Below are 21,069 nucleotides of genomic sequence, written 5' to 3'. Positions count from 1 at the left end.
TCATCCCAACCAACCGTCTCTGTCTAAACTGCGGTACTGAATGGCTTCGGCTATGTGGTTGGATTTTACTACTTCTGAGGCATCTAAATCAGCGATTGTTCTCGACACTTTTAAAATACGGTCATATGCCCTGGCCGACAAATTCAATCGCTCCATCGCAGTTTTTAATAATTGCAACGAACTATCATCCAACGCGCAGTAGGTTCGAATTTGTTTTGTCGTCATTTGCGCATTGTAGTGAATAGATGCATATTGCTCAAATCGCTTGGACTGAATTTCACGGGCTTTCGTTACTCGTTCCCTAATCAGAACACTGCCTTCAGCCGGACGGGTTTCGGTGAGTTTTTCAAACGGAACAGGCGTCACTTCAATATGAATGTCTATTCGGTCCAACAACGGTCCGGAAATCTTACTCAAATACCGTTGCATTTCTGCCGGAGAAGAGCTGACCGGCGCATCTGGATCGTTAAAATAACCACCCGGACTCGGATTCATGCTCGCTACCAACATAAAAGACGACGGATAAGTTATGGTGAATTTGGCTCGGGAAATCGTTACTTCACGGTCTTCTAATGGTTGCCGCATCACTTCCAACACTTCTCTTTTAAACTCAGGCAACTCATCTAAAAACAAGACGCCGTTGTGCGCTAAAGAAATTTCGCCCGGTTGCGGATAACTGCCACCGCCAACAAGTGAAACACTGCTCGCCGTATGGTGCGGACTCCGAAAAGGGCGTTGATTCAATAATCCGACATCTTTGATTTTTCCGGCTACACTATGGATTTTGGTAGTTTCCAAAGCTTCATGTAATGTCATTGGAGGTAAAATACTCGGTAATCGCTTGGCCAACATGGTTTTCCCGGAACCCGGAGGACCGATCAGAATGATGTTATGCCCACCGGCTGCTGCAATCTCCATACAGCGTTTGATGCTTTCTTGTCCTTTGACATCAGCAAAATCAAACTCGGGGAAATCTAAAGTCTTGTAAAACTCCTCGCGGGTGTCAATTTTGGTGGGTTCGAGCGTGCCTTTGCCTTCAAAAAAATCGATGACTTGCAAAACGTTTTCCACACCGTAAACACTTAAACCGTCTACGATAGCAGCTTCTTTTACGTTTTGAATTGGCAGAAAAAAACCTTTAAAACCTTCTTCTTTGGCTTTGATGGCAATGGATAACGCGCCTTTGATGGGTTGCAAACTTCCGTCTAACGACAACTCACCCATAATGACATATTGATCAACTTCTGCAGCATTAATTTGGTTAGAAGCTGATAAAATCCCAACCGCCAAGGTCAAATCGTAAGCTGAGCCTTCTTTTCGCAAGTCGGCAGGTGCTAGATTGATAGTAATCTTCTTTCCGGGAAATTCGTAACCGTTATTTTTCAGAGCTGCTGCTATACGATAACTACTTTCTTTGATGGCATTATCAGGCAAACCTACCAAATGGTAACCGATTCCTTTATCTATATTGACTTCTACCGTAATGGTTGTGGCTTCTACACCAAAAACAGCACTTCCAAAAACTTTTACCAACATATCTTACATTTTTTAGAATAAAAATAGTAAAATAATTACAATTAAAAATCTTTATGTAAGAATTAAGAAGTTTACGGCAAATTATCACTCATCAATTCGCTCTTGTTTTTAGCGTAGTTATAGCCTTTGTGCCACCAATCTTTCATTTTGTCTTTGTTAAAAATCAGCGCGTTATCAGTTAATTGCGTTGGCGTGTAGTACAAGTTGAGTTTGGCATCTTTGTTTTTGGCTGACAATTTACCAATGGTAATATCGTGTTTTTCGACTTGCGTCAGTAAGGTTTGAAATAAATCAATCATCAAAGAAAACGGATTGCGTCCAATTTTTCTCGGACTGGTTTGTACTTCGGTTTCTAATATGATTACATCAACTTCTGTAGCCCCGCGCTTAATCGCCTCTCGAATCGGCACCAAACTAGAAAATCCGCCATCTCCGTATTCAAAACCGTTTTTAGTCACCAAAGACATGAACGGAATATAATTACATGAAATCCATATCCACTCGCAAAACTCATCGTACTCAAAGTCTTTTATGGATTTGTACTCGACTTCATTCTTAGATAAATTCGTCACCGTTACCACCACTTCACAAGCTGTTGATTTAAGTAGCGAAAATTCGGCTAAAGTAAAATTCTCTTTGATGTATTCGAGCAATTTATGGCTTTCTCCAAAGGTTCTTTTGCCTTTAACAAATTGTTTGATGACATTCCAGTGATTAATGGAAACGGTTTCGTTGGGCGTATTTTTGTTTTTAACCACAAACGGACTAACATCAAAAATACTCCGCATATTCACATTAGAATAAATGTTATAAATCTTATTGACTTCACCCAGTGCCAAATGCGGAATCAGCAAACTTCCGGTAGAACTTCCGATAAGAATATCGTATTCACAACCATTCTCCTGCATCAGGTATTGCGCTACGCCGCCGGCAAATGCGCCTTTGCTTCCTCCTCCCGAAATCACTAACGCTCTCATGATTTTTCACTTAACAATTTTTGCAATTGAACCGCTTCGTTCTCCAGTAAAGAAGGGAGAATCGATTGAAACAAGTCGGCATAACCTTCTTTTTTGAGCAACTGTCGAATTTTATCCCGACCAAACTTGCTGAACTGCCATTTGTGATGTACCGTTGCATTGACCAGATTTTTCAACACTACTGAGTCTTTCGGATTGATTGATAAGGCATTAGTAATCGCATTTTGGCGGACCGAACTTTCGAAAGTCGGCGCTGTATAATCAACTAACTCTGCATACAAAGACTCATTGTTTTGATTGTCGGCTGAAAGCAAGGCAAAAGTCAGGTACATAATGCGTAAACTTTTGTCGTTCCCACCTATCCAATGTTTTGCTTTTTCCAGGTATTTGGCCTGATTTTCAGGAAATGTTTTCCAAAGTGTCATAAAGGCAATTTCTCGTGTATCATAAGACGCATCGTCTAATAAAGTTTCATACGCCGATTGAAATGAAAGCGGCATTTCTCCAACAAACTCCGCCACGGCCTGACGCACTTTGATGTCGTTGGTTTGTAAAGCCAAAGTCAACAACTCTGATTTCTCTGCAAAAGGAATGTCTTTAAGTTGGTATAAAATTTCGGTTTTAATCGGATAAAAAACATCTGAGGACATTATTTGAATGAACTTTGATTTGTTTTCTGCCAACGATTTTTTTCGGAATTGTTGGGTTTCGAAAAGTTGTTGCATGAACGGACTTTTTCGTAATAATTCGTTGGCTTCTTCAGTTTGAAAATGATAGTCTTCCAGCCAGTTTTTCTTGAACTTTTGAGTGTCGAAAGTCGGCGCTGCTTTTTTGATTTCTGCCAGAAAATCATCGGTTTCAACATTCTTAAATCGGTACTTCTTCAAATACGATTTCACCGCTTTCTGAAATAATTTCGGCCCGATAGCTTCTCGAATGGTGTGCAACGCCCAAGCGCCTTTTTGGTAAAACGACAACGAACTGGCTTTTTCGTTCATGACCGGAATAGTATCGGTCTTGGCAGCATTGCGCAATTGCAAAGACGTTCGGTACAGCTGGTGGTAAAAATAATTGTCTCCAAAAACCTCACGCTCGGCCAACAACGCATAATAGGTAGCAAATCCTTCCTGTAACCAATGATGCTTTCCTGATTTAGCGGTGACCACATCCCCAAACCATTGATGGGCCAACTCATGAGCATTGACGTTAACATAATTTCGATCGTTGAAACCTATATCGTCCACCACAAAATCTTGGGCAAAAATGGTACAGGAGGTGTTTTCCATCCCAGCATACAAAAAGTCTTCCACCGGAATTTGCTTGTATACTTGCCATGGGTATTTGAATCCGATTTCTTGCTCCAGAAAATCAAAAATTTTCTTGGAATGACGATAGGTAGCTTCAAACTTAGCGGTATCTTTCGGCTGAATGAAAAACTGCAAAGGGATTCCCGATTTGGAGGCGATAACTTTATTCCTAAAATCTCCGATAACTAGCGCCAACAAATAAGAACTCATCGGTTTTTGCATTTGGTATTTCCAAATCTCACGTCCATTGAAATGGAGTCGGTCTTTCAGAAAGCCATTGGAAATAATCACGTTATTTAATGCTTTGGTACTTTTCTCGAAAGATTCTATCGTAAGATTAAAAATCACTTTTTCATTCACATCATCAAAGCTCGGAAACCAATGACTGGTATATTTTCCTTGCCCTTGAGTCCAAACTTGTCTTCCTAAAACACCAATAAAATACATCGTTTGTTTTGGATAAGCTACATAGGTAAATGAGACTTTGTTTTTACCTTTCTTAAAACCTTCAAAAAGATTTAATGACTTCCCGGAATTAACAAATTGAACCGGTTGGTTATTTATTTTAACTTCTGTAAAAGTCATTATTTGTCCATCAATTTTAATCGTATCGATAGATTCTTTTACATCAAACTCATAGCTAACATTTCCTGTCACCTTGCGCTCTAATCCCCAAACCGTAATATTCGCGGAAGCTTTTTTAAAGTCAACTTTTGAGATTTGTTGTGACCACGAAAAAAAAGAAAAAAGCAGTAATAAATATTTCATAGTAAGCTGTTTATGTTCTTCTTAACTGATTTTATCTTTCCATTTGGCAATGGGCTTTTCAATGACTATCCAGGATAAATAACTCACCAAAATAACAAATGCTGTTTGGATAAAAAACTCTACATAAGAAAAGGCACCAACAGTAGCTGGCGTTTCAATTTGCAATCGTTTCAGTATTACCGTCCAATATCTTGGGACAACATTGTGGTATAAATATACTCCATAACTGATTAATCCAATAAAACTTAACATTTTGTTTTCTAAAATTCGGGTCACTAAAAAACTCTCTTGATGGTAACGACAATAGGCGATTAAAGCAACTGCCACAATGGAAACCAATAAACGATCTGAAAAAAAAGGCAATGTTGCAACAAAGTAATGCATCCACAGTAAAACCAACGAAACTATGGCCAAGACATTAACTGTTTTAACAAAGACAGATTGCCACTGTGGCCGCATCAGCTCAACATAAGCCAACAATGCGCCAATACCAAAAGCATTGATACACGAAATCGTTAAGACATAGGTAATTCCGTCTATAAAAAATGGCGTAACTGTGCCTACAACTATCGTCAACAGTAACAAAATTAGAATTCGATTTCTGAAAAATACCAAAACAAAAAAAGGCCAAACTAAATAAAACTGTTCTTCTACAGCCAATGACCACAAATGAGCCAAACAGCCGAACCACTTGCCTTCGTTATATACCAAATAGTTAGACGCATAGAAAAAATACCAAAGAAAGTTTTCCCGAAAACTGTTACCGATTATGCCGCCAGTTAGATATAAAACCAACAACAGCAAATAGTAGATTGGAAAAATGCGTAAGCTTCGACGTATTATAAAACTCTTAATCAGTTGAAAAGCTGTTGTGGTTTTGTTTTCAATTTTCATTACACCATTCAGCAATATTCTGGAAATCAAAAAACCGCTTAACACAAAGAAAATATCTACCCCAAAATGTCCGATAGGCATGACTCTCAAAAAATGATCAATAGGGAAACGATGCGAAACAATGACCATAAGTACCGCAATAGCCCTTAAACCGTTGAGCCCGGAGATGTGTTTTGTCATTTAAAAGAAATTCTGTTTTACTGTTGTAAATAACGAAAAATATTCCCCAAATTCATAATGAATCGAAAATGAAATTTCAGATAATGTATTTTTAAACTATCTTCGCTATGGCTTTTACTAATCAGAAAAAATTTCGGTGAATCTTCTTCAAACTCCCATAGAATACCTAAAAGGCGTCGGACCGCAACGAGGCGAATTGTTGCGCAAAGAGTTAGGCATTCATCGCTATGAAGATTTGCTGAATTTTTATCCGAATCGCTACATCGACAGAACGCGTTATTACCAAATTAATGAGTTGAATAACAATCCGGCCGAAGTGCAAATCATAGGTAAAGTTGTTCACCTTAAAACAGTCGAATTCGGCAAAGGCAAAAAACGATTGGTTGCCAGTTTTACAGACGGAACCGGTGTTCTGGAACTAAACTGGTTCCAAGGCCATAAGTGGATTAGAGATTCACTCAAACTTAATACGCCTTATGTCATTTTCGGTAAAGTGACTAATTTTAACGGGCAATACAGCATGGCACATCCGGAAATGGAATTGTATCAGGAACACCAACAAAGCCTGCGCTCGTCCATGCAACCCGTTTATCCTTCTACGGAAACCCTAACTAACAGAGGCGTTTCCAACAGGGTAATCAACAAAATGATGCAACAGGTTTTTTTGGAAACCCAAGGATTGTTTGTAGAAACCTTACCGCCGAGTCTTTTAGAAGAATTAAAGATGATTCCGAAAAGCACCGCGCTATTCAATATTCATTTTCCGAAAAGTCCTGAGCTGTTGGCCAAAGCCCAATTCCGTTTAAAATTTGAAGAACTGTTCTTCATCCAACTGCAACTCATTACCAAAAACCTGGTTCGCAAACACAAAATCAAAGGCCATCCGTTTACTGTGGTAGGCGAACATTTTAATGATTTCTATAAAAATCATTTGCCGTTTGAGTTGACCAATGCACAAAAAAAAGTGCTGAAAGAAATCAGAAACGACATGGGAACCAATGCCCAAATGAATCGCTTATTACAAGGCGATGTTGGCTCCGGTAAAACCATAGTGGCTTTAATGGCGATGCTGATTGCCTTGGACAACGGCTTTCAAAGCTGTTTGATGGCACCGACGGAAATTTTAGCAACCCAACACTTCAACGGATTAACCGAATTGGCTAAAGACCTCAACATCAACATCAAATTACTCACCGGTTCGACTAAAACTGCTGAGCGCAAAATCATACACGAAGAACTGGAAAACGGCAGTTTGCATATCATAATCGGAACGCACGCACTTTTGGAAGACAAAGTAAAGTTCCAAAATTTAGGTTTGGCTATCATCGATGAGCAACATCGTTTTGGTGTAGAACAACGCTCAAAATTGTGGCAGAAAAATGAAATTCCGCCGCACATCTTGGTCATGACCGCCACGCCTATTCCGCGTACCTTGGCCATGAGTTTGTATGGCGATTTGGACATTTCGGTTATCGACGAATTACCGCCGGGTCGAAAACCCATTCAAACTGTACATCGCTACGACAGCAATCGTTTGAAAGTTTGGAAATTCATTAAAGATGAAATCGCTAAAGGCCGCCAAATATATATAGTCTATCCTTTAATTCAAGAAAGTGAAACAATGGATTATAAAGATTTGATGGACGGCTACGAAAGTATATCACGCGATTTTCCGTTACCGCACTACAGCATTTCGATGGTACACGGCAAAATGAAACCTGCCGATAAAGATGCAGAAATGAAACGCTTCGCCGAAGGCAAAACCAACATTATGATTGCTACTACGGTAATTGAAGTTGGTGTAAATGTGCCCAATGCCAGCGTGATGATTATAGAAAGTGCCGAACGTTTCGGTTTATCGCAATTGCATCAGCTTAGAGGTCGCGTTGGTCGCGGAGCAGAACAGAGTTACTGTATCTTAATGACATCTTTCAAATTGTCTAACGACAGTAAAATTCGTTTAGAAACTATGTGCAAAACCAATGACGGCTTTGAGATAGCGGAAGTCGATTTAAAATTGCGAGGACCGGGAGACATCATGGGCAAACAACAAAGCGGTGTGCTGAATTTACAAATCGCCGATTTAGTTAAAGATAAAGAAATCTTATTACTGGCGCGTCATGAAGCCATGAAACTACTCAAAAAAGATCCTTCAATGTCCTTACCGGAACACCAAACAATACGAACAGTTTTCATCGAATTAACCAAAAAGAAAAACATCTGGAATTACATCAGCTAACTAATAGTTGTACCTACAACTGTTAAATAAATTCTAAGGCTACCGTGGTTTCCGTGTGTAAAAAGTAACTTTGCCGGCACAACTAACTTCAACAATTACCTTTCTTTTACATGAAAATAAAAAACTTAGTCATCGCCATTATAGTCATTGCCCTGGGCGGAATGATTGCATACAGAATCACCAAAAATAAAGCGGAAAGCGATAAAGGAAACGATAAAAGCGGCAAAAAACCTGCCACTCCGGTTACTTTCTATGTGGTTAAAGGGCAGGATTTCTCGAATACCATTTCCCTTTCCGGTTCTATTGAAGCCAACGAGCAAATTGACATCCGAAGTGAAGTATCCGGTATAGTGGAAACCATCGCTTTCACGGAAGGTAGTGCTGTTAATAAAGGACAAGTATTATTCAAAGTGAATGATATCGAACTTCGTGCACAACTCGCTCAAGCCAAAACCAAAGAAAGTCTGGCTTCCGAAAATGAGAGAAGAGCCAAATTATTGTTGCAAAAAGAAGCCATTAGTCAAGAAGAATACGACATCGCCAGCGCTGATTATCGCACGGCCAAAGCCCAAACACAATTGATTCAAGCGCAAATTGGGAAAACGACCGTACGCGCTCCGTTTTCAGGAAAAATTGGTCTTCGCAGTATTTCTCCCGGAACTTACGTTACGCCTACTACGCTCATCGCGAAGTTAGTCAGCACCAATCCGCTGAAAATTACTTTCTCCATACCGGAAAAATACGCTACAGAAATCAGTAAAAACAACACCATTACGTTTACGGTTCCGAATGTAAAAGAAACCTTTACTGCCAAAATTTATGCTTTAGAGCCTGCCATTGAAGCCACAACACGTACTTTACAAATCAGAGCGTTAACCGATAATTCGAACGGTAAATTATTGCCCGGCACTTTTGCCAACATCGAATTACCGCTCAAAAATATCAAAGATGCTATCATCATTCCTACGGAAGCAATTGTGCCGATTCAAGACGGTAAAAAAGTATTCATCGCTAACAATGGTAAAGCCAAAGAAGTAAAAGTCGAAACCTTAACCCGAACCGATAAAGCTGTAGTCATTACTTCCGGTCTGAAAATCGGAGATACGGTTTTGACATCCGGCGTAATGTCGTTAAAAGACGAAGCTGACATTAAAATAAAGGTCAAATAATTTTAGCATTTCAATTCCAAAATCTGAAATCTGAAATCTAAAATCTGAAATCAAATGAGTTTATCCACTATAAGTATTAAAAGACCGGTTTTTACCATTGTAATCAATTTGCTGATTATCCTTTTCGGTATCATCGGTTACAGCTATTTGGGCGTAAGAGAATTTCCTTCGATTGACCCGGCACAAATTTCCGTGCGAACCAATTACACAGGAGCTAACGCTGATATCATCGAATCACAAATTACCGAACCGCTCGAAAAAGCCATCAACTCTATCGACGGTATTCGAAATATTACGTCTTCCAGCAACCAAGGTTCGAGTAATATTACCATCGAATTCAAACTCGAAAAAAATCTGGAAGAAGCGGCGAATGATGTGCGCGACAAAGTATCACAAGCCATCCGAAGTTTACCGCAAGATATCGATGCGCCGCCGGTAGTTTCCAAAGCGGATGCCGATTCGGATGCGATTATTTCGATGACAGTGCAAAGCGACACCAAAAGCGTACTGGAACTGAGCGATTATGCCGAAAATGTTATAGCCGAACGTTTACAAACCATACCAGGCGTGAGCGGTGTGCAAATTTGGGGACAAAAGCGTTACGCCATGCGTCTTTGGCTCGATCCTGTTAAACTGAATGCCTACGGTGTTACAGTTTCTGATGTCAGAATGGCTTTGGAGAAACAAAACGTTGAATTACCTTCGGGGAAATTAACAGGTGCGAATACAGAACTTACGGTAAAAACGTTGGGGAATTTATCCAACGAAACCGAATTCAACAACATTATCATTTTAGCCAACAACGACAAAATTGTTCGTTTGAGTGATGTTGGTCGCGCCGAATTAGGTCCGGAAAACCTAGAAACCCAATTCAAAGCCAACGACCAATCGATGGTGGCTTTGGCCATTGTACCGCAACCGGGAACCAATTATTTGGCCATAGCTGAAGAGTTTTATAAACAGTACGAAGGTTTCCAAAAAGACTTGCCGAAAGACATCAAGCTTAATGTGGCTTTGGACAATACGGTTTTCATTAAAAAATCTATAGTTGAAGTTGCTGAGACATTACTGATTTCTGTGATTTTGGTGATTTTGATTATCTTTTTATTTTTCCGCGACTGGTCGATTGCTTTCCGTCCGCTAATTGACATTCCTGTATCGTTGATTGCGACGTTCTTCATCATGTATTTGTGTGGCTTTTCAGTAAACGTATTGACGCTTCTAGCCATTGTTTTAGCCACCGGTTTGGTAGTAGATGACGGAATTGTAGTGACCGAAAACATCTTCAAAAAGGTCGAAGAAGGTATGTCGCCTATAGAAGCTGCCATCAAAGGTTCCAACGAAATTTTCTTCGCCGTAATCTCAATCTCCATCACCTTGGCTGCAGTTTTTTTACCGATTATCTTTTTGGAAGGATTCGTGGGTAGATTGTTCCGAGAATTCGGCGTCGTCATTGGTGCGGCAGTGTTGGTTTCGGCCTTTGTATCGCTTACCTTAACACCCATGTTGAACGCTTATTTGATGAAGGGCGGTGAACAAAAGAAAACCAAATTCTACACCTTTACTGAACCGTATTTTCAGAGTTTAAATAAAGGCTATGCTGCGGCTTTGGAACGCTTTATGCAGAGAAAGTGGTTGAGTTTTCCCATCGTAATCATTTGTTTCGGATTGATAGGATTATTCTTTAGCATTTTGCCGAAAGAAACTGCTCCGTACGACGACCGAAGTTTGGTGATTGTGGGTGTTACTACTCCGGAAGGCGCGACTTTCGACTACACCGACCGATTTATGGAAGACATGTCGAAATTGATGAATGATAGTATACCGGAGAAAAAAATTGCTCTGGTAATTACTTCACCCGGGTTTTTATCATCATCGGTTAATACCGGTAGAATTCGTCTGGCACTCGAAAATCCGGAAGACCGTGAACGTTCTCAAAAAGAAATCGCTGACGATTTTTCGAAATGGACGAAGAAATATACGGAAGCTAAAGTAACCGTTTCTGAACAACCTACTATAGCCGTGAACCGTCGTGGCGGATTGCCGATACAATACATTATTCAGGCACCAAACTTCGAGAAATTGCGGGAAAAAATTCCGCAGTTCATGGAAGAAGCCAATAAAAGTGATGTATTCTCTGTAGTGGATGTGAACCTGAAATTCAACAAACCGGAAATCAATGTAACCATCGATCGTGAAAAAGCGGAGAGCTTGGGCATATCCGTTTTAGATGTGGCCCAAACCTTGCAATTGTCGTTGAGTGGACAACGTTTCGGCTATTACATGCAAAACGGGAAACAATACCAAGTGATTGGTCAATTTGACGAAAAAGATCGCGATGAACCTTTGGATTTGACTTCGATGTTTGTTAAAAACAATAAAGGAGAACTGATCCAACTCGACAATGTCGTTACTGTAGAAGAACAAAGCAATCCGCCGCAGTTATTCCACAACAACCGATACATGTCGGCCACTGTTTCTGCAGGTTTGGCTCCGGGCAAAAGTATGGGAGACGGCATTGAAGCCATGGATGCCATTAAGGCCAAAGTGTTAGACGATAGTTTCACCACCGATTTGGGCGGAGAATCGCGCGATTTTGTGGAAAGTAGTTCGAATACCTCTTTTGCCTTCGGCTTGGCATTATTACTAATTTATTTAATTTTAGCAGCTCAGTTTGAAAGTTTTGTTGATCCATTCATTATCATTTTAACGGTGCCGTTGGCAGTCGCCGGTGCGTTATTTTCCTTGTGGTTGTTTGGGCAGACTTGGAACATCTTTAGCCAAATCGGAACCGTGATGTTGATTGGATTGGTTACGAAAAACGGAATTCTAATCGTAGAATTTGCCAACCAACTCCGAGAACAAGGTTTGCCGAAATACGAGGCCATCATCCAAGCCTCGGAAGCACGTTTGCGACCAATTTTAATGACGAGTTTGGCCATTGCATTAGGTGCGTTACCGATTGCTTTATCGCTTGGTGCCGCTTCTACAAGCCGAATCGGAATGGGTGTTGTGATTGTAGGCGGAACCATTTTTTCTTTAATTCTGACTTTGTTCGTTATTCCGGCCTTTTATTTAATGTGGTCGAGAGCCAAAAAACACCGTCCGGAGTTTGATAATTTAGAAGCTTTAGAGAAATAATTATGAAAATCAAATCGATATATATCATCACTTTGGTCTTGGCTTTTTTGCCAAAAATGCAAGCACAAGAATTGTTGCTCTTAGAAGATGCAGTTAAAATAGCCTTAGAAAATAACTACGACATTAAGTTGGCCAAAAACGAGCTCAAAATTGATGAGCTCAACAACAGCGCCGGAAATGCCGGTATGTTGCCAACCATCAACGCCTTGGTAACCGACAACAACAGTATTACCAACACCAAACAAACCCAAGCCGATGGTTCGGAAAGAACTTTAGACGGCGCGCGAAATATGAACCTGACTTACGGCATAGGTTTGGATTGGACAGTTTTCGATGGATTACGCATGTTTGCCAGAAAAGAGCAACTCAATATTTTACAAAAACAAGGTGAAGCCGAATTGAAATTGGCCATACTAACCAAAATCAGTGAAGTGTATTTGAACTATTTTGATTTAGTGCAACAGCAACAACAATTGGCTGCGATTGATACGGCGATTGTCATTTCACAAGAAAGAGTAACCACGGCACAAAATCGATTCAGTATCGGGAAAGCGTCTAAATTGGAAGTTTTGAATGCGCAAGTCGATTTGAATACCGATAAAAGTTTGCAACTCAAACAACTGGAAACCCTGAAAAATGCTAAGATACGTTTGAACGAAATTTTAGCACGCGATGTGCAAACTGAGTTTGTAGTGGCCAACGAAATTTCGGTAGATGAGCAACTAAAATACGACGAATTGAAATCGGCTGCCGACAGTCAGAATCCGCAATTGCAAGCCCAAATGCTCACCAAAAACAGCGCAGAACAGCAGCTGAAGCAAGTGAAAGCCGGACGATATCCGACGATTCGCATTACATCCGGCTATAATTTTACACGTTCCGAAGCTTCGTTAGGTTTCATCACGCAATCGTCCAATCGCGGATTTGCTTATGGTTTTAACGCATCGATGCCTATCTTTAACGGTAACCTGCAAAACCGAAATGAGCGCATCGCTAAAGTACAACTGGAGAACGCAAACGTCACTTTGGAACAACAAAAAAGAAGTCTGGAAAGCCAATTAAATGCCGCTTTTGCCAGTTACACCACCAATTTGAAATTGACCAAAGTAGAAGCGCAAAACCTTAAAATTGCTGAGCAAAATTTAGACATCACGATGGCTAAGTTCAAAATCGGAACCATTACACCCATTGAATTCAGAACCGCACAGCAGAATTTTTTAGAGGCTAAGGTGCGTTACAGCAATGCTTTGTATCTGACTAAAATTCACGAAATCACCCTAAAAGAATTGGCGGGAAGTTTGAGTTTTTAATGTATTTTTGAGCTCAAATCAACTAAACCAATGGTAAAATACAACCCTAAAGACTGGATTACCTTTATTTTCCGATTTCACAAAGCCGACACTTTCCGACAATTGTTTCCGATGATGATTTTTATCGGATTGTATTCGGCCGCCATTTGCTATTTGGAAGTCGAATATTGGAAACTGTCGGATACCAGCCATGTGAAAAACATTTCCATTATGCACGGGATGTTGGGTTTTGTGATTTCCTTGCTTTTGGCTTACCGAACCAATACGGCTTACGACCGCTGGTGGGAAGGCCGAAAACTCTGGGGTTCGTTGGTAAATAACAGTCGGAATTTAGCCATCAAACTCTCTGCTATTTTAAAAGACGAACACGATAAAAAATACTTGCGTTTTCTTATTCCGACTTACGCTTCTATCCTATCCAAGCATTTGAGTAATGAAGAAGTCGGGCAAATTTTATTTGAAGATGTCGAGTTACAAATCAACTTGCAAAAACACAAACCCAATCAGGTGGCGCAAGTGTTGTTTCAAAAGATAAACGACTTGCACCAAAGCGGAAAAATTTCGGGTGAACAGTTGATTATTCTGAATGCCGAATTGCAATCGTTTACCGAAGTTTGCGGTGCTTGCGAACGCATTAAAAACACACCGATTCCTTATTCCTACAGTGCTTTTATCAAGAAGTTTATATTTTTTTATGTAATGACTTTGCCTTTTGGCTATGTATTCAATTTAGGCTATTACGTAGTTCCAGTAGTCGTATTTATTTTCTATGTTTTGGCTTCTTTGGAATTGATTGCCGAAGAAATTGAAGATCCGTTCGGGAATGATGAAAACGATTTACCTACAGCCAAATTGGCGGAAAACATCAAGCGACACGTAGAAGAAATCCTCTAAGTATACTTATTTAGCAAGAAAATAGTCTTGGTATAAAAATGCAATCACTTTAAGTCTTATCTTAGTAGTTCGATTGTTTTTTTATGGCGTCTAAAATTTTACTCAACAAACCGGCACTCACCCATGAAAAGTCGCTCAAGACTCTGGTGGAAAACCGAACTATTTTTTCGTTAGACCATTGCGAACTCAATATATTTGAAACCTATCAAAAATCGGATTTGGTGCCGCTTAAGTTTAACGATTTGGTAGTGACGAGTATGTTGCGCGGTAAAAAAATCATGCATCTTTTTGAAGAACCGAAGTTTGAGTATTTGCCCGGAGAAACCGTGATTGTGCCGTCGAACGTGGAAATGAAGATTGATTTTCCAGAAGCTTCCAAAGAAAACCCAACCCAGTGTATTGCTTTGGCTATCGACAACAAAATCATCACCGATACTTTGGATTTTTTGAACGAAAAATATCCCAAGGAAGGCAAAACCAATTTGTGGAAATTAGACCACGAAAACTACTTCTTTTACAATAATGTAGAATTAGCAGGTACCATCAATAAGCTGATTAAGGAATGTATGGGCGATTCTATTACCAAAGATGCGATAGCCGATTTGACTTTACAAGAATTAATCATCCGCATCATTCAAACCCAAACAGTAAAGCGATTTGAAGATGAAAAGTTCATCGACAGCAGCAGTCCGATTTCCCCTTCAATAGATTTCATCAAAAAGAACATTCGCGAAAGCATTAGTTTAAAAGATTTAAGTGATAAAGCTTGTATGAGCACGACCTCTTTTTATCGCTATTTCAAAAGAGAATTGGGCATGAGTCCGATTGAATACATCTTAAACGAAAAAATAAAACACGCCAAAAAACTCCTGAGCAATCCGAACGTTCACGTTAATGAAGTTTCGTATGCCAGCGGTTTTGAAGATTGCAATTACTTTATCAGACTATTTAAAAAATACGAAGGCGTTACCCCGAAACAATACCAATTGATGAATTTTACGTCACACTAATCGTAAGTGTTGTACTTGACCGGTTCGAGTTGGGCCAGTTCTTCCTCGGTAAATAATCGATAATTGATGATAAATGTTTTGCCGTAAGGTGTTTCCAATGAAAAGCCACCGGCGCCTATGCCATCCATCACATCTAAAGTAAAATGCGCATTTTTCCAGTATTCGAATAAATCTTTGTCGAGCCAAAACTCGCATTCGGCTATTTCGCCTATACAAACATCTCCTGTTCGGATGTAAAAACCACCTTTTTCAAAACATTGTGGCTGTGTGCCTTCGCAACAACCACCGGCTTGGTAAAACATCAAATCGCCGAACTTTTCTTGAAGCATTTGTACTAAGGCTAATGCGTTTTCGGTTATTGCTAATCGTTTCATCTTTTTGAATTTTTAGTATAAACAAACCGCAAACCGACTCCAAAAAGTCGATTTGCGGTACTAACCAGTACATTGTAACTACTAAAAGAACCCTAATTTATTTTTGTTATAAGAAATCAACATATTCTTGGTTTGACGGTAATGCGCCAACATCATTTTGTGGTTTTCTCTACCAATACCTGATTGTTTATAACCACCAAACGGAGCTCCCGCCGGATAAGCGTGATAGCTGTTTACCCATACTCTTCCCGCGTGAATCGCTCTTGGTACTTGGTACAATTCGTGTGCGTCGCGTGTCCAAACTCCGGCGCCCAAACCGTACAAAGTATCGTTGGCAATATCAATAGCTTCTTCGGTGGTTTTAAAAGTGGTCACTGCCAATACCGGTCCGAAAATCTCTTCTTGGAAAATACGCATTTTGTTGGTGCCTTTAAAAACGGTTGGTTTGATGTAATAACCATTGTCTAAATCACCGCCTAATTTATTCTCGTCTCCACCAATTAACAACTCAGCGCCTTCCTCTTTTCCTAAATTGATGTAGGACATAATTTTATCTCTTTGTACTTTAGAAGCTTGCGCACCCATCATTACTGTTGGGTCTAACGGATTTCCGGTTTTTACGGCAGCTACTCTGGCTAATACACGTTCCATGAATTGGTCGTAAATGGATTCGTGTACCAATAAACGTGACGGACAAGTACAAACTTCTCCTTGGTTTAAGCAATACAATACGGCGCCTTCTACAGCTTTATCTAAGAACTCATCATCAGCTTCCATGACAGACGGGAAGAAAATGTTAGGCGATTTTCCACCCAATTCTAAAGTTACCGGAACTATATTTTCGGTAGCGTATTGCATCACCATTCTACCAGTAGCCGTTGAACCGGTGAACGCAGCTTTGGCTACTTTAGGGTTGGTTACTAAAGCCCTACCCAATTCGGAGCCGAAACCATTAACCACATTAACTACTCCGGCCGGAATCACAGAACCTATTAACTCCATCAAAACCATAATCGAAATAGGTGTATTTTCAGCCGGTTTCAATACGACACAATTTCCGGCAGCCAAAGCCGGTGCCAATTTCCAAACGGCCATAAGCAACGGGAAATTCCACGGAATGATTTGGGCAATAACGCCTATAGGTTCGTGAACTATTAAGGAAACAGTTGTATCATCTAACTCGCTCACCGAACCTTCTTCGGCACGAATTACACCGGCAAAATAGCGGAAGTGATCAATCGCCAAAGGCAAATCGGCTGCCAAAGTTTCGCGAACCGCTTTTCCATTATCAATGGTTTCAACCGCCGCCAAATACTCGAGGTTGTCTTCCATTACTTGTGCGATTTTAATCAACATATTGCTTCGGTCTGTAACCGACACTTTACTCCAAGTTTTAAAGGCTTCGTGCGCTGTATCTACCGCTAAGTTTAAATCTTCTTTGTTAGAATGGGCGGCTTTGGTAAACACTTTTCCGTCTACCGGCGACACTACGTCGAAGTACTGACCAGAAGCCGGTGCCACAAATTTACCGCCTATAAAATTGTCGTACTTATCTTTGAATGTGGGTCTTTGAATTAAATTACTCATAATTATATTTTTTTTGATTCATTCAAAAGTACTGTCATTCCAAAATTCCAAATAGCACAATTCGGGCAATTTATAGCACAATTTTACAGATATGAAAATTTTAACAAACGATAATTACAATTTTTCTAAAAATATACCTAAATAACAATCAATACAGCAACACTTACCCAAGCATCTCAGCACGCTTTAGACTGAAAATATATTTTAATCTGAAAACTGTAATTCCTATATTTGCAGCCTTAAAATACGATACATGAGAATCTCATACAATTGGTTAAAACAATTCATTAAAATAGATTTAAAATCAGAAGATACTGCGGCTATACTAACTGATTTAGGTTTGGAAGTAGAAGTAGTGGAAAAATACCAATCGGTTCGTGGCGGATTGGAAGGTGTGGTTGTTGGTCATGTATTGACTTGTGAAAAACACCCTGATGCCGACAGGTTAAAAATTACTACTGTTGATCTAGGCGATGGCGCTCCGGTGCAAATTGTATGCGGTGCCGCTAATGTGGCAGCCGGACAAAAAGTACCTGTAGCTACTATCGGAACCAAATTGTTTGACAAAGACGGCAATGAGTTTGAGATTAAAAAAGGAAAAATCCGCGGACAAGAGAGTCACGGCATGATTTGCGCCGAAGACGAATTAGGTCTTGGTACCAGCCACGACGGGATTATGATTTTAGAGGACAAGTTAAAACCTGGAACGCCATGCGCTCAAGTGTTCAGTATAGAAAATGATGAAGTATTTGAAATCGGTTTAACACCTAACCGTGCCGATGCTATGTCACACATGGGTGTTGCTCGTGATTTGCGCGCCAGTTTGTTGCAAAAAAACAGCAATATCGAATTAATTACACCATCCGTAAGTACGTTTCGCATCGACAAAAGAACCTTAAAAATTGACGTTGACGTTAAAGACAGTAAGTTGGCGCCAAGATATTGCGGTGTAACTATTTCAGGTGTAACTGTAAAAGAATCACCGGAGTGGTTGAAAAACCGTTTGAAAGCTATAGGTCTGACTCCGAAAAACAATATCGTCGACGTTACTAATTACATTTTACACGACTTAGGACAACCGTTACATGCGTTTGATGCTGCTAAAATCAGCGGTAAAATCATTGTGAAAACGGTGGCGGCCGGAACCAAGTTTACCACTTTAGACGATGTGGAAAGAACTTTACACGAGGAAGATTTGATGATATGTGACGAAAAAGGTCCGTTGTGTTTGGCAGGTGTTTTCGGTGGAAAATCTTCGGGTGTTACTGAAACCACCAATGCTATTTTCCTGGAAAGTGCTTACTTCAATCCGGTTTCCATCCGAAAATCGGCTAAAAGACACAGTTTGAATACCGACTCATCTTTCCGTTTTGAAAGAGGCATTGATCCCAATATTACTGAATTTGCCTTGAAACGTGCAGCGCTGCTAATTAAAGAAGTAGCCGGCGGTGAAGTGACCTCGGACATCATAGACCTGTATCCGAAGAAAATTGAAGATTTCCCGGTATTCCTTCATTTTGAAAAAGCCAATAAATTGATTGGTCAGGAATTGCCTAAGGAAACCATCAAAAAAATCTTAGCTTCGTTAGACATCAAAGTAACGACGGTTTCCGATGCCGGTTTGGGTTTAATCATTCCGTCTTACCGTGTTGACGTGCAAAGAGAAATTGATGTGATTGAAGAAATTTTACGTGTTTACGGCTACAACAACATCAACTTCACTAAGAAATTAAATGCAACGGTGTCAAATTCGGCCCGTACCGAAGATTATAAAGTACAAAACATCGTTGCTGCACAGTTGAACGGTTTGGGTTTTCACGAAATGATGGCCAACTCATTGACTACGCCGGATTACGTTGGTTTGTCGGATATGTTGAAAGAGGAATACAATGTAATGATGTTGAATCCGTTGAGTAACGACTTATCGGCTATGCGTCAGTCATTATTGTTCTCAGGATTAGAAGCTGTATCGTACAACATCAACCGTAGAAACGGAGATTTGAAATTATTCGAATTTGGAAAAACGTACCACAAATTGCCTTCGGGTTACGATGAACCAAAACACCTGACTTTGTTTGTTTCCGGAAATAGAAATGCGGAAAGCTGGACCAATCCGCAAAAACCTTCCGATTTCTTTTTATTCAAAGGCTATGTGAGATCGGTTTTAGAACGATTGGGTATTCATAAAATCCAAAATAAACCGGCTGCTTCGGATGTATTTGCCGAAGGAATTGCTATCGCATCCGGGAATGATACTTTAGTAGAATTCGGAACCGTAAAAAAATCTATTTTAAAACACTTCGACATCAAACAGGAAGTATTTTATGCCGATTTCAATTGGAATCTGATTTTAAAACTGATTGGTAGCAAAATCAAATTCACCGACATCCCAAAATATCCTGAAGTACGCAGAGATTTAGCACTATTGGTAGATGAAACCATTGCTTTTGATGCGATTTACAACATCGCCCGTCAAACCGAAAAATCGTTGTTAAAAGACGTGAATTTGTTTGATGTGTACCAAGGCAAAAACCTACCGGAAGGGAAAAAATCGTATGCCGTAAGTTTTACACTGCAAGACAATACAAAAACCTTAACCGACGAGCAAATTGATAAAATCATGAGCAAGTTGTTGAAGAATATGGAAAACGAATTAGGAGCGAGTTTGAGATAATCCGTTCAAAAACATTGTCATTTCGACCGAAGAGAGAAATCACATCACGACAATACTTGTATAAAACCAAGATAACGCCCGAATTAATTTGGGCGTTTTTTTTGCGATTGTATAATTTTATTGGATTTGAATTTTTCAAAACTTTAACAACTGTAGAAAAGCAATTTCGAAGCTTACTGTAAAAGTTTAAAAAAAATATTTTGTAAATTTCGATTGTGTAATTTTCAAGTTATCAACTGTTTAAAACGTTTACATTATGTTGCTCCACAAAGTAAACCTTCAAGAAGAATTACTTTCCGAAAGAAAAAAACGCCAATCGGAAGCTGCCATTTTAGCGCAAGTACAATCCATTCTAACGGAAAACGAGCGGGAACGGGAAATGGTTACTGACAAGTTGCAGCGTAAAAGTTCAACAATTTCTAATGCTTTGCAATTTCATTTGTTGGAAACCGATAAAATTTTCCACATCGACCAAATCCGAAAAATTTGCGTGGATTATCGCTTGAGATTCTTAGACAGCAGTATTTTTAAAAACAAGATACCGGAAGAAGCCATCACCAAAATCAGATGTCTCGAAAAACAGCACCAGACTTCATTAGACGGCTTTAAAATCATAGCACCGAGTAAGGCTTTCCATTTGCTCAACTACGATGATCCGTTGCTTTTTGTACCCATCGGAAACGACTATTATTACTTGATTCACCAATGGGGAACCGAAATTAATCCGTGGCGCAAACTAATGGTTTTGCCTTTTAAAAATTTAGGCTATTTTACCGTAACGGCTATTCTTTTCAGTGCTTTACTGGCCATGTTGGTTCCGGAGAATAATTTGAGTAAATCGGTACCGATGGCTTCCTTTATTGTATTCCTTTTTGCTTTTAAATCGATTTTCGCAGTATTTGCCTATTACTTTTTTATGATGGGTAAAAACTTTAATGAAGAAATCTGGAAGCGGAAATATTACAATAACTAAAATAAAAAAAGCCCCGATTTCTCGGGGCTTTTCTAT

General features: G+C 39.8%; 14 protein-coding genes. 8 read left to right on the top strand and 6 right to left on the bottom strand.

What is annotated here, in order from left to right; genetic code table 11:
* The 4 genes from Q0M21_RS03470 to Q0M21_RS03455 form a co-directional block, all read right to left on the bottom strand.
* Entirely contained in the window at window positions 1-1,536 is a 1,536-nt protein-coding gene (locus tag Q0M21_RS03470) for a YifB family Mg chelatase-like AAA ATPase (RefSeq protein WP_295334770.1), read from the bottom strand.
* 71 nt (window positions 1,537-1,607) lie between these two features.
* Window positions 1,608-2,513 (bottom strand): patatin-like phospholipase family protein, encoded by a 906-nt coding sequence (locus Q0M21_RS03465; protein WP_295334768.1) that lies wholly within the window; start codon window positions 2,511-2,513, stop codon window positions 1,608-1,610.
* Window positions 2,510-4,588, bottom strand: coding sequence for a M1 family metallopeptidase (locus Q0M21_RS03460; protein ID WP_295334767.1), 2,079 nt, complete (start codon window positions 4,586-4,588; stop codon window positions 2,510-2,512). Before Q0M21_RS03460 ends, Q0M21_RS03465 begins: the two co-directional genes overlap by 4 nt.
* Before the next feature lie 21 nt (window positions 4,589-4,609).
* Window positions 4,610-5,662 (bottom strand): acyltransferase, encoded by a 1,053-nt coding sequence (locus Q0M21_RS03455; protein ID WP_295334766.1) that lies wholly within the window; start codon window positions 5,660-5,662, stop codon window positions 4,610-4,612.
* 130 nt (window positions 5,663-5,792) lie between these two features.
* On the opposite strand from Q0M21_RS03455, the gene recG reads away from it, so the two are divergent.
* The 6 genes from recG (at window position 5,793) to Q0M21_RS03425 (ending at window position 15,425) form a co-directional block, all read left to right on the top strand.
* Complete coding sequence (gene recG / locus Q0M21_RS03450; RefSeq protein ID WP_295334815.1) at window positions 5,793-7,901, top strand: ATP-dependent DNA helicase RecG; 2,109 nt, start codon at window positions 5,793-5,795, stop codon at window positions 7,899-7,901.
* A 110-nt stretch (window positions 7,902-8,011) separates the two neighbouring features.
* Window positions 8,012-9,070 (top strand): efflux RND transporter periplasmic adaptor subunit, encoded by a 1,059-nt coding sequence (locus tag Q0M21_RS03445; protein ID WP_295334765.1) that lies wholly within the window; start codon window positions 8,012-8,014, stop codon window positions 9,068-9,070.
* 54 nt (window positions 9,071-9,124) lie between these two features.
* On the top strand, window positions 9,125-12,211 hold the full coding sequence (locus Q0M21_RS03440) for an efflux RND transporter permease subunit (RefSeq protein WP_295334764.1): 3,087 nt from the start codon (window positions 9,125-9,127) through the stop codon (window positions 12,209-12,211).
* Between the two features lie 2 nt (window positions 12,212-12,213).
* On the top strand, window positions 12,214-13,521 hold the full coding sequence (locus Q0M21_RS03435) for a TolC family protein (RefSeq protein ID WP_295334763.1): 1,308 nt from the start codon (window positions 12,214-12,216) through the stop codon (window positions 13,519-13,521).
* 30 nt (window positions 13,522-13,551) lie between these two features.
* On the top strand, window positions 13,552-14,415 hold the full coding sequence (locus Q0M21_RS03430) for a bestrophin family protein (RefSeq protein WP_295334761.1): 864 nt from the start codon (window positions 13,552-13,554) through the stop codon (window positions 14,413-14,415).
* Between the two features lie 83 nt (window positions 14,416-14,498).
* A complete protein-coding gene (locus Q0M21_RS03425) occupies window positions 14,499-15,425 on the top strand; it encodes an AraC family transcriptional regulator N-terminal domain-containing protein (protein WP_295334759.1) in 927 nt (308 codons plus the stop codon).
* On the opposite strand, the gene Q0M21_RS03420 is transcribed toward Q0M21_RS03425, so the two are convergent.
* Together Q0M21_RS03420 and Q0M21_RS03415 are read right to left on the bottom strand one after the other, a co-directional pair.
* Window positions 15,422-15,799 (bottom strand): DUF779 domain-containing protein, encoded by a 378-nt coding sequence (locus Q0M21_RS03420; protein WP_295334757.1) that lies wholly within the window; start codon window positions 15,797-15,799, stop codon window positions 15,422-15,424. The genes Q0M21_RS03425 and Q0M21_RS03420 overlap by 4 nt on opposite strands.
* An 81-nt stretch (window positions 15,800-15,880) precedes the next feature.
* A complete protein-coding gene (locus tag Q0M21_RS03415; RefSeq protein ID WP_295334755.1) occupies window positions 15,881-17,386 on the bottom strand; it encodes an aldehyde dehydrogenase family protein in 1,506 nt (501 codons plus the stop codon).
* A gap of 253 nt (window positions 17,387-17,639) precedes the next feature.
* Between Q0M21_RS03415 and pheT the strand changes: the two genes are divergently transcribed.
* Window positions 17,640-20,060 (top strand): phenylalanine--tRNA ligase subunit beta, encoded by a 2,421-nt coding sequence (gene pheT / locus Q0M21_RS03410; protein ID WP_295334753.1) that lies wholly within the window; start codon window positions 17,640-17,642, stop codon window positions 20,058-20,060.
* Window positions 20,061-20,316: 256 nt separating this feature from the next.
* Window positions 20,317-21,033 (top strand): hypothetical protein, encoded by a 717-nt coding sequence (locus Q0M21_RS03405; protein WP_295334751.1) that lies wholly within the window; start codon window positions 20,317-20,319, stop codon window positions 21,031-21,033.
* The last annotated feature ends 36 nt before the right edge of the window (window positions 21,034-21,069 follow it).

It is taken from the genome of Flavobacterium sp. (genome assembly GCF_024710485.1).
In the GTDB taxonomy this organism is placed as follows: domain Bacteria; phylum Bacteroidota; class Bacteroidia; order Flavobacteriales; family Flavobacteriaceae; genus Flavobacterium.
The sequence above is the reverse complement of the archived record's forward strand: the minus strand, read 5'-3'. Positions and strand labels throughout refer to the sequence as shown.

What these genes read in the sequence shown, in the direction of transcription:
- Q0M21_RS03470 (WP_295334770.1), bottom strand. Translation starts at nt 1,536, where the DNA reads ATGTTGGTAAAAGTTTTTGGAAGTGCTGTTTTTGGTGTAGAAGCCACA.
- Q0M21_RS03445 (WP_295334765.1), top strand. Translation starts at nt 8,012, where the DNA reads ATGAAAATAAAAAACTTAGTCATCGCCATTATAGTCATTGCCCTGGGC.
- Q0M21_RS03425 (WP_295334759.1), top strand. Translation starts at nt 14,499, where the DNA reads ATGGCGTCTAAAATTTTACTCAACAAACCGGCACTCACCCATGAAAAG.
- pheT (WP_295334753.1), top strand. Translation starts at nt 17,640, where the DNA reads ATGAGAATCTCATACAATTGGTTAAAACAATTCATTAAAATAGATTTA.
- Q0M21_RS03455 (WP_295334766.1), bottom strand. Translation starts at nt 5,662, where the DNA reads ATGACAAAACACATCTCCGGGCTCAACGGTTTAAGGGCTATTGCGGTA.
- Q0M21_RS03420 (WP_295334757.1), bottom strand. Translation starts at nt 15,799, where the DNA reads ATGAAACGATTAGCAATAACCGAAAACGCATTAGCCTTAGTACAAATG.
- Q0M21_RS03430 (WP_295334761.1), top strand. Translation starts at nt 13,552, where the DNA reads ATGGTAAAATACAACCCTAAAGACTGGATTACCTTTATTTTCCGATTT.
- Q0M21_RS03415 (WP_295334755.1), bottom strand. Translation starts at nt 17,386, where the DNA reads ATGAGTAATTTAATTCAAAGACCCACATTCAAAGATAAGTACGACAAT.
- Q0M21_RS03435 (WP_295334763.1), top strand. Translation starts at nt 12,214, where the DNA reads ATGAAAATCAAATCGATATATATCATCACTTTGGTCTTGGCTTTTTTG.
- Q0M21_RS03465 (WP_295334768.1), bottom strand. Translation starts at nt 2,513, where the DNA reads ATGAGAGCGTTAGTGATTTCGGGAGGAGGAAGCAAAGGCGCATTTGCC.
- Q0M21_RS03405 (WP_295334751.1), top strand. Translation starts at nt 20,317, where the DNA reads ATGTTGCTCCACAAAGTAAACCTTCAAGAAGAATTACTTTCCGAAAGA.
- Q0M21_RS03460 (WP_295334767.1), bottom strand. Translation starts at nt 4,588, where the DNA reads ATGAAATATTTATTACTGCTTTTTTCTTTTTTTTCGTGGTCACAACAA.
- Q0M21_RS03440 (WP_295334764.1), top strand. Translation starts at nt 9,125, where the DNA reads ATGAGTTTATCCACTATAAGTATTAAAAGACCGGTTTTTACCATTGTA.